This window comes from Arenimonas sp. (genome assembly GCF_019459675.1).
Classification (GTDB): Bacteria; Pseudomonadota; Gammaproteobacteria; order Xanthomonadales; family Xanthomonadaceae; genus Arenimonas.
Genome location: NZ_JAIBFH010000179.1, coordinates 1 through 8,262, shown reverse-complemented (window position 1 = coordinate 8,262; position 8,262 = coordinate 1). Strand labels below are relative to the sequence as shown.

Annotated in this window: 9 protein-coding genes; 5 read left to right on the top strand and 4 right to left on the bottom strand. The window is 70.3% G+C overall.

Features of this window, described 5'->3' with window-relative positions; all coding sequences use genetic code 11:
* The 4 genes from uvrD to K0M70_RS06280 form a co-directional block, all read left to right on the top strand.
* Window positions 1-2,034: DNA helicase II (gene uvrD, locus K0M70_RS06295; protein WP_290780747.1), on the top strand; the 2,034-nt coding region annotated here is incomplete at its 5' end.
* A gap of 84 nt (window positions 2,035-2,118) precedes the next feature.
* Window positions 2,119-3,216 (top strand): TRAP transporter substrate-binding protein DctP, encoded by a 1,098-nt coding sequence (gene dctP, locus K0M70_RS06290; protein ID WP_290780745.1) that lies wholly within the window; start codon window positions 2,119-2,121, stop codon window positions 3,214-3,216.
* A 113-nt stretch (window positions 3,217-3,329) separates the two neighbouring features.
* A complete protein-coding gene (locus K0M70_RS06285; protein WP_290780743.1) occupies window positions 3,330-4,229 on the top strand; it encodes a c-type cytochrome in 900 nt (299 codons plus the stop codon).
* Window positions 4,230-4,296: 67 nt separating this feature from the next.
* Window positions 4,297-4,569 (top strand): DUF4242 domain-containing protein, encoded by a 273-nt coding sequence (locus K0M70_RS06280; RefSeq protein WP_290780741.1) that lies wholly within the window; start codon window positions 4,297-4,299, stop codon window positions 4,567-4,569.
* Between the two features lie 6 nt (window positions 4,570-4,575).
* Here K0M70_RS06280 and K0M70_RS06275 read toward each other — a convergent pair whose 3' ends face one another.
* The 4 genes from K0M70_RS06275 to K0M70_RS06260 are packed head-to-tail and all read right to left on the bottom strand — an operon-like array spanning window position 4,576 to window position 7,076.
* Window positions 4,576-5,001: a GNAT family N-acetyltransferase gene (locus K0M70_RS06275; RefSeq protein WP_290780739.1), complete on the bottom strand. Its 426-nt coding sequence runs from the start codon at window positions 4,999-5,001 to the stop codon at window positions 4,576-4,578.
* Window positions 4,994-6,376 (bottom strand): TRAP transporter large permease subunit, encoded by a 1,383-nt coding sequence (locus K0M70_RS06270; RefSeq protein WP_290780737.1) that lies wholly within the window; start codon window positions 6,374-6,376, stop codon window positions 4,994-4,996. Before K0M70_RS06270 ends, K0M70_RS06275 begins: the two co-directional genes overlap by 8 nt.
* Window positions 6,373-6,894, bottom strand: coding sequence for a TRAP transporter small permease subunit (locus K0M70_RS06265; RefSeq protein WP_290780735.1), 522 nt, complete (start codon window positions 6,892-6,894; stop codon window positions 6,373-6,375). Before K0M70_RS06265 ends, K0M70_RS06270 begins: the two co-directional genes overlap by 4 nt.
* Window positions 6,885-7,076, bottom strand: a complete 192-nt coding sequence (locus tag K0M70_RS06260) for a DUF2782 domain-containing protein (protein ID WP_290780749.1) — start codon at window positions 7,074-7,076, stop codon at window positions 6,885-6,887. Before K0M70_RS06260 ends, K0M70_RS06265 begins: the two co-directional genes overlap by 10 nt.
* 234 nt (window positions 7,077-7,310) lie before the next feature.
* Here K0M70_RS06260 and K0M70_RS06255 point away from each other — a divergent pair.
* A partial coding sequence (locus K0M70_RS06255) for a 5'-3' exonuclease H3TH domain-containing protein (RefSeq protein ID WP_290780733.1) occupies window positions 7,311-8,262 on the top strand: 952 nt, incomplete at its 3' end.

Here is an 8,262-nt window from a genome sequence, read left to right as displayed (position 1 = left end):
GTGGTGGGCGTGCCGGCGCACGGCATCCTGGCCGTCACCTTCACCAACAAGGCCGCGGCTGAAATGCGCGGCCGCGTCGAGGCGCTGCTGCGCAACGGCGCACGCGGCATGTGGATCGGCACCTTCCACGGCCTGGCCCATCGCCTGCTGCGCCTGCACTGGCAGGAGGCCGGCCTGCCCGAGTCCTTCCAGGTGCTCGACCAGGACGACCAGGTGCGCCTGCTCAAGCGCATCAGCGCCGACCTCGAGCTCGACGACGGCCGCTTCCCGCCGCGCCAGATGGCCTGGTGGATCAACGCCCAGAAAGACGAAGGCCGGCGCCCGAAGCATATCCAGCCCGGCGGCGGCGACTTCTTCGGCTCAACCATGCTCAAGGTCTACGAGGCTTACCAGGAGCGCTGCCAGCGCGCGGGCCTGGTGGATTTCGCCGAGATCCTGCTGCGCGCACACGAGCTTTGGCTCGAACATCCGCCGCTGCTGCACCACTACCAGCAGCGCTTCCGCCACCTGCTGGTGGACGAGTTCCAGGACACCAACGCCATCCAGTACGCCTTCGTGCGCATGCTGGCCGGGGACGCCGGCGAAGTGTTCGTGGTGGGCGACGACGACCAGGCCATCTACGGCTGGCGCGGCGCCAAAGTGGAAAACGTGCAGCGCTTCCTGAAGGACTACCCGGGCGCACGCACCCTCAAGCTCGAGCAGAACTACCGCTCCACCGGCAACATCCTGGCCGCGGCCAACGCGGTGATCACCCACAACCCCGACCGCCTGGGCAAGCAGCTGTGGACGGCCGACGGCGAGGGCGAACTGATCGACCTGTTCACCGCCTACAACGAAGTGGACGAAGCGCGCTTCGTGATCGAGCGCGTGCAGGCCTGGATCCGCGACGGCGGCAGCGCCGGCGACAACGCCGTGCTGTACCGGTCCAATGCCCAGTCGCGCGCCATCGAAGAACAGCTGGTGCAGGCCGGCCTGCCGTACCGCGTGTACGGCGGCCAGCGCTTCTTCGAACGCATGGAAATCAAGGACGCGCTGGCCTACCTGCGCCTGATCACCAACCGCGCCGACGACGCGGCGTTCGAACGCGCGGTGAACACGCCCCCGCGCGGCATCGGCGGCAAGACCCTGGACGAAGTGCGACGCCACGCGCGCGAACACGCCGTGCCGCTGTGGGACGCGGCCGTGGCGCTGTCCGCCGGCGGCGCACTGCCGGGCCGCGCCCGCAATGCGCTGCGCGCCTTCGCCGACCTGCTGGACGGGCTGCAGGCCGGCACGGCGGAATCGCCGCTGCACGAGCAGTTCGACCACGTCATCGCCAACTCCGGCCTGCGGGCCCACTATGCCGCGGAGTCACGCGGGCAGCTTGATTCGCGCACGGACAACCTGGATGAACTGGTGTCGGTGGCCAGCCGCTTCGAGCGCCGCGACGACGAGGCCAGCGCCGAGATGAGCGAACTGGTGGCCTTCCTCAGCTACGCCTCGCTCGAGGCCGGTGAAGGCCAGGCCGAGGCGGGCGAGGATGGCGTGCAGCTGATGACCCTGCACAGCGCCAAGGGCCTGGAGTTTCCGCAGGTGTTCCTGGTGGGCATGGAAGAAGGGCTGTTCCCCAGCGGCAAGTCCATCGAGGAATCGGGCCGGCTGGAAGAGGAGCGTCGGCTGGCCTATGTCGGCCTGACGCGCGCGCGCCAGAAGCTGGTGCTGACCTACGCCGAGACGCGCCGGCTGCACGGCATGGAGATGTACGGCACCCCGTCGCGCTTCCTGCGTGAAATCCCGCCGGCCCTGGTGCGCGACGTGCGGCCGAAGGTCAGCGCCAGCCGCCCGTCGTACGGGCCGCCGCGTTCGGCGGGGCTGGTGGACGCCGGCGGTGGCCCGTCGCTGCGCCTGGGCCAGCGCGTGATGCACCCGAGCTTCGGCGAGGGCGTGGTGATGGACGCCGAGGGCAGCGGCACGCACGCCCGCATCCAGGTCAACTTCGAGAACGGCGGCGCCAAGTGGCTGGTGCTGGGCTACGCCAACCTCACGCCGGCCTGAGGCGGCACCAGCGGCAAGCCTGCCGCCCTCCCCGCCGGGGGCAGGCCGACGCATACTTGGCGTCTATCGAACCGGGGTGGATCCATGAAGCGACGTGAACTTCTGCGCGGTGCCGGCCTGGCGGCCGTGGCGACCAGTCTGGCGGCCTGTGGTGCGAACCCCGGGGGCGCGTCAGGCGACGGCGTTTCGAGCCAGAAGTTCGCCTGGAAGATGGTGACGTCCTGGCCGACCAATTTCCCCGGCCTGGGGACGGGCGCCGCCGCCCTGGCCGAGATGATCACCCAGGCCAGCGCAGGACGCCTGACGGTGAAGGTCTACGGTGCCGGCGAACTCGTGCCGGCATTCGAGGTGTTCGACGCCGTAGGCCGCGGCACGGCCGAAATGGGCCATTCCGCCAGCTACTACTGGAAGGGCAAGGCGGCGGCGGCGCCGTTCTTCTGCGCCGTGCCGTTCGGCTTGAACGCACAGGAAATGAACGGCTGGCTTTACAACGGCGGCGGGCTGGAGCTTTGGCGCGAGCTGTATGCGCCGTTCGGGCTCGTGCCCTTCCCGGCCGGCAACACCGGCGTCCAGATGGCCGGCTGGTTCCGCAAGCCGATTGAATCGCTGGCCTCGCTCAAGGGCCTGAAGATGCGCATCCCGGGCCTGGGCGGCGAAGTGATGGCGCGCGTGGGCGCGGTGCCGGTGAACCTGCCGGGCGCGGAAATCTTCAGCTCGCTGCAGGCGGGCGCCATCGACGCCGCCGAATGGGTGGGGCCATACAACGACCTGGCCTTCGGACTGCACCGCGCCGCGAAGTTCTGCTACTACCCGGGCTGGCAGGAGCCGGGCCCGACGCTGGAATGCATGGTGAACAAGGCCGCGCTCGACTCGCTGCCCAAGGACCTGCAGGACATCGTGGCGCTGTGCTGCCGCGCCGTGAACGACGCGATGCTGGCCGAGTACACCGCGCGCAACCAGCAGGCGCTCGATGCCCTGGTGCGCGAGCACGGCGTCGACCTGCGCCAGCTGCCCCCCGACGTGCTGTCGGCGCTGCGCAAGGCCTCGGAGAAAGTGCTGGAAGAGGTGGCCTCCGCCGACCCCATGGCGCGACGTGCGCTTGACTCGATGCGCGCGTTCCGGTCGCAGGCGAAGGCCTGGCACGCGGTGTCGGAAGAGTCGTACTACGCCAACCGCGGCTGACCCTGCCACAAGTCACGCTTCGGCCGCGCAGGCAAAACGGACGCTGAATCCGCCTCGGCCGATGCGCCGGGCATTCTTCGTCTTCATGGCCATCTCTCCGGTGGAAAGGTGTCATGGGCAGGATATTCAGGCCGGTCGCGATCGCGGCCGGCGTGTCATTCGCGGCGGTGGCGGCGCTGTATGCCGTCGCCTGGCAGCACTCCGAAAGCGCGCTGGCGCAGACCTTCGTGGTCAAGGATGCGCCGCTGGTGTTCGTCGGTGACGATGCCGAAGCCGCGCGCGGCGCACACCTCTACGGCGTGCTGGGCTGCGTGGAGTGCCACGGCGCGACGGCCGAGGGCAAGCCGGTGTTCGACGCCGGGCCGGTGGGCCGCGTGGTGGGGTCGAACCTGACGCCCGCCGCCCTCGGCTCGCGCTATGACGCCGACACGATGGCCGCGGCCATCCGCCACGGCGTCGGGCCCGGCGGCCGGCCGCTGCGCTTCATGCCGGCCGACGATTTCAAGAACCTCTCCGACGCCGACACCGCCTCCATCGTCCGCCACCTGCAGTCGCTGCCGCCGTCGGCCAACCAGCCCGGCACCACGACGCTGGGACCGGTGGGCCGCGTGCTGTACCTGTTCGGAAAGCTGAACTGGGTGCCGGCCGAACATATCGACCACGCGCCGCGCGTGCGCACCGCGCCGGCCTCCGCGCCCACGGTGGAATACGGCGCCTACCTGGCCCAGGTCTGCACCGGCTGCCACGGCGTGGATCTCGCCGGCCAGCGCGTGCCGGGCACGCCGCCGGAGATCCCGGTGGCGCGCAACCTCATGATGCACGCCACGGGGCTGCAGGGCTGGACCGAAGCCGACTTCATCCGGGTGATCCGCGAGGGCAGGCGCCCGGATGGCAGCGAGCTGCACGGCTTCATGCCCTGGCGCGTCTATGCCGCGATGACCGACGACGAGTTGCGCGCGATCTGGCTGCACCTGTCCGCCCTGCCGACGCTGCCGGGGCCGCCGAAGGCCTGAGCTGTCCGGCGCCCGGCCCCGGGAGCGTTGCTCCGTGGACGGGGACGTCCCCGGGGGGAGACAGGACATGCCGAAGTTCGTGATTGAACGTGACATCCCGGGCGCGGGCCAGCTGACGCCGTCCCAGCTCAAGGGCATCTCGCAGACCTCCTGCGGCGTGCTCAGTGAAATGGGCCCGAAGATCCAGTGGGTGCAGAGCTACGTCACCGGCGACAAGGTGTACTGCATCTACATCGCGCCCGACGAGGCCACGGTGCGCGAACACGCCAGCCAGGGCGGCTTCCCCGCCAATCGCGTTTCGGAAGTGGCGGCCGTGATCGACCCGACCACCGCCGAGTAGCGACGCTCACTCAAGGTGGGAGTCTGGCCGGTAGCGCTCCATGAAGCGCTCAGGCCGGGTGATCGGCTTGAAGTCGTACTTGGCGTAAAGCCCGTGCGCGTCGCTGGTGGCCAGCAGGAAACGCCGCAGCCCCTGCAGTTCCGGGTGCGCCAGGATGGCCGCCATCATCGCCTGGGAAATGCCCTGGCCGCGATGCCCGGGCAGCACGAACACATCGGCCAGGTAGCCGAAGGTCGCGTGGTCGGTGACCACCCGCGCGAAGCCCACCTGTGCGCCATCGAGCAGCGCGCTGAAGCACAGCGAATGCCGCGCCGCGCGCTCCACCCGGTCGCGCGTGATGCCGCGGCACCAGTACGCATCGCGGCTCAGGAAGCCGTGCACCACGTCCAGGTCCACGCCAGCGAAGCCGGTGCTGATGCGCAGCTCAGCCATACAGCCACTGCGGCAGGCCCGTGGCCAGCCACGGGAACGCCGCCACCAGCGCCAGCATCAGCAGCTGCAGGCCGATGAAGGGCGCCACGCCGCGGTAGACGTCGCCGGTGAGCACCTCGGGTGGCGCCACGCCGCGAAGGTAGAACAGCGCGAACCCGAACGGCGGCGTCAGGAACGAGGTCTGCAGGTTCACCGCCATCATCACGCCCAGCCACACCGGGTCCACGCCCAGCGCCAGCAGCACCGGCCCGACGATCGGCACCACCACGAAGATGATCTCGATGAAGTCGAGCACGAAGCCCAGCACGAACATCAGCACCATCACCGCCACCACCGCGCCCCACTTGCCGCCGGGCAGGCCGCTGAGCGCCTCGTGCACCAGGTCGTCGCCGCCGTAGCCGCGGAACACCAGCGAAAACAGCGCGGCGCCCAGCAGGATGGCGAACACCATCGCCGTCACCTTCACCGTCTGCGTGCCCACTTCCAGCAGGCGCTTCATGCCCAGCCGCCCGTACAGCGCGGCGAACGCCGTGGCGCCGACCGCGCCCACGGCCGCGGCTTCGCTGGCGGTGGCGAAGCCGGCCAGGATGGAGCCCAGCACCAGGCCGATCAGCGTCAGCGCCGGCAGGATGGCCTTGGCCAACTCACCCGCCGAACGCGGCCTGAGGTCGCGCAGCGCCGGCGCGCGTTCGGGGTGGCGCCACGCCACCCACAGCACGTAGGCCAGGTACAGCGCCACCAAGCCAAGGCCCGGCAGCAGTGCGCCGGCGAACAGGTCGCTCACCGACACCGACTCGGGCGCGAAGATGCCCTGCCTGAGCTGCGACTGCTGGTAGGCGTTGCCCAACTGGTCGCCCAGCAGCACCAGCACGATCGACGGCGGGATCACCTGGCCCAGCGTGCCCGACGCGCAGATGGCGCCCGAGGCCAGGCGCGGGCAGTAGCCGTTGCGCAGCATGGTGGGCAGCGAGATCAGCCCCATCGCCACCACCGTGGCGCCGACGATGCCGGTGGACGCCGCCAGCAGCGCACCCACCAGCAGCACGGCCACCACCAGCCCGCCGCGCTTGCGGCCGAACAGCGACGCCACCGCTTCCAGCAGCGATTCCGCGATGCGCGAGCGCTCCAGCATCACGCCCATGAACACGAACAGCGGCACCGCCACCAGCGTCTCGTTGGTCATCACACCGAACATGCGGTTCGGGAAGGCTTCCAGGAAGCTGGCGTCGAAGTTGCCCAGCGCCATGCCCAGGCCCGCCACCAGCAGCGCCACGCCGCCCAGCACGAAGGCCACCGGGAAGCCGCAGGCCAGGCCAGCGAACAGGCCCAGCAGCAGCAGCACCAGCATCAGCACGTGTTGGTCGTGCAGGCTCATGCCTTCGCCTGCCCGAAGGCCGTGCGCGCCGCGCGCAGCGTTTCCGCCAGGGCCTGCAGCATCAGCAGCGCGGCCGACAGCGGCAGCAGCGATTTCAGCAGATACCACCCCGGCAGGCCGCCCGGGTCACGCGAGCCTTCGCGCGCGCTCCAACTGGCGCCGACGTAGTCCCAGCTCATCGCCACGATGAACACGCAGAACGGCAGCAGCAGCAACACCATGCCCGCCAGTTCGATGCGTGCGCGCGTGCGCGGCGTCCAGCGCTGCGAGAACACGTCCACGCGCACGTGGCTGGCGTGCTTCAGTGCGAACGCCAGCCCCAGCAGGAACAGCGCCGAATGCAGCCACAGTACGGCTTCCTGCGCCGCCACCGAGCCCACGCCCAGTGCGTGGCGCGCCAGCACCAGCCCGAACGACAGCGCCACCAGCACGATCGCCAGCACGCCGGCCAGGCGCCCGGCGGCTTCGGTCAGGGTGTCCACCGCGCGCAGGAACGGCGCGGCGCGGGTCAATCCCATTCGTAGATCACCCAGTGCACCGGGCTGACGCGCGGGTCGCGGTCGTCGCGGTTGAGCTTGCCGTTGCCGTCGGTGTCCATCAGGTAATAGGCGGGGCCGCGGCTGGGCGTCACTTTCACCATGTAGACGCGACCGTTCTGGCGATATTCCTCGACCCGGTCGCCGTTGGCTTCGGTGCGGATGCTGACCGTGGGCGGGTCGTCCTTTGCCGGGGCGGCCCCGACGCTTTAGGGAGCGGGTGCCGGCGGGGCCGGCTCGGCGGGCGCGGCGTCCTGGGCAGCCAAGGCGAGCAGCAGCGGCAGAAGGAAGGTCATGGCGGCGCACCTGGGTCGGGCCTTCGAGCATGGCGCAAGCACCGCGGGCGCTCAAGGGCCGCGGGGGCTTAAAATCGCCGCATCGTCCTTTCCGGCCCCGCCATGTCCCGCCTTGTCCTGATTGACGGCTCGTCCTACCTTTACCGCGCCTTCCACGCGCTGCCGCCGCTGACGGCGCCCGACGGCTCGCCCAGCGGCGCGCTGTTCGGCATCGTCAACATGCTGCGCGCCACGCTGAAGGAAAACCCGGACTTCACCGCGTTCGTGGTGGACGCCCCGGGGCCGACCTTCCGCGACGAGATGTATCCGCAGTACAAGGCCCAGCGGCCACCGATGCCGGACGAACTGCGCGCCCAGGTGGAGCCGATGATGAAGATCGTGCAGGCGCTGGGCTTCCCGATCCTGCGCGTGTCGGGCGTGGAGGCCGACGACGTCATCGGCACGCTGGCGCTGCAGGCGCATGCCGCCGGCATCCCCGTCACCATCTCCACCGGCGACAAGGATTTCGCCCAGCTGGTGCGGCCGGGCATCACGCTCACCAACACCATGACCGGCAGCGTGCTGGACGACGCCGGCGTGATGGAGAAGTTTGGCGTGCGGCCCGACCAGATCGTCGACCTGCTGTCGCTGATGGGCGACAGCGTGGACAACATTCCGGGCGTGGACAAATGCGGCCCCAAGACCGCCGCCAAATGGCTGGGCGAGTACGGCACGCTGGACGCGGTGGTGGCCAACGCCGACAAGATCGGCGGCAAGATCGGTGAGAACCTGCGCGCGGCGCTGGCGCGCCTGCCGTTGAACCAGCGGCTGGTGACGATCAAGGTCGACGTTGCGCTCGACCAGGCGCCCACCGACCTCAAGCTTCGCGCGCGCGACGTGGACGCGCTGCGCGATCTTTACGGCAGGTTCGGCTTTGGCGGCGCGCTGCGCGAGCTCGATGGCAAGCCCGCGGCGGCCGGCGCCGGGCCGCGCGCCGCCGCGCCAGCGGCCGCCGCCGAAGCCCCGCTGGATCCCGCGCTGGCTGCCCCGGGTGAATACGAGTGCGTGCTGGACA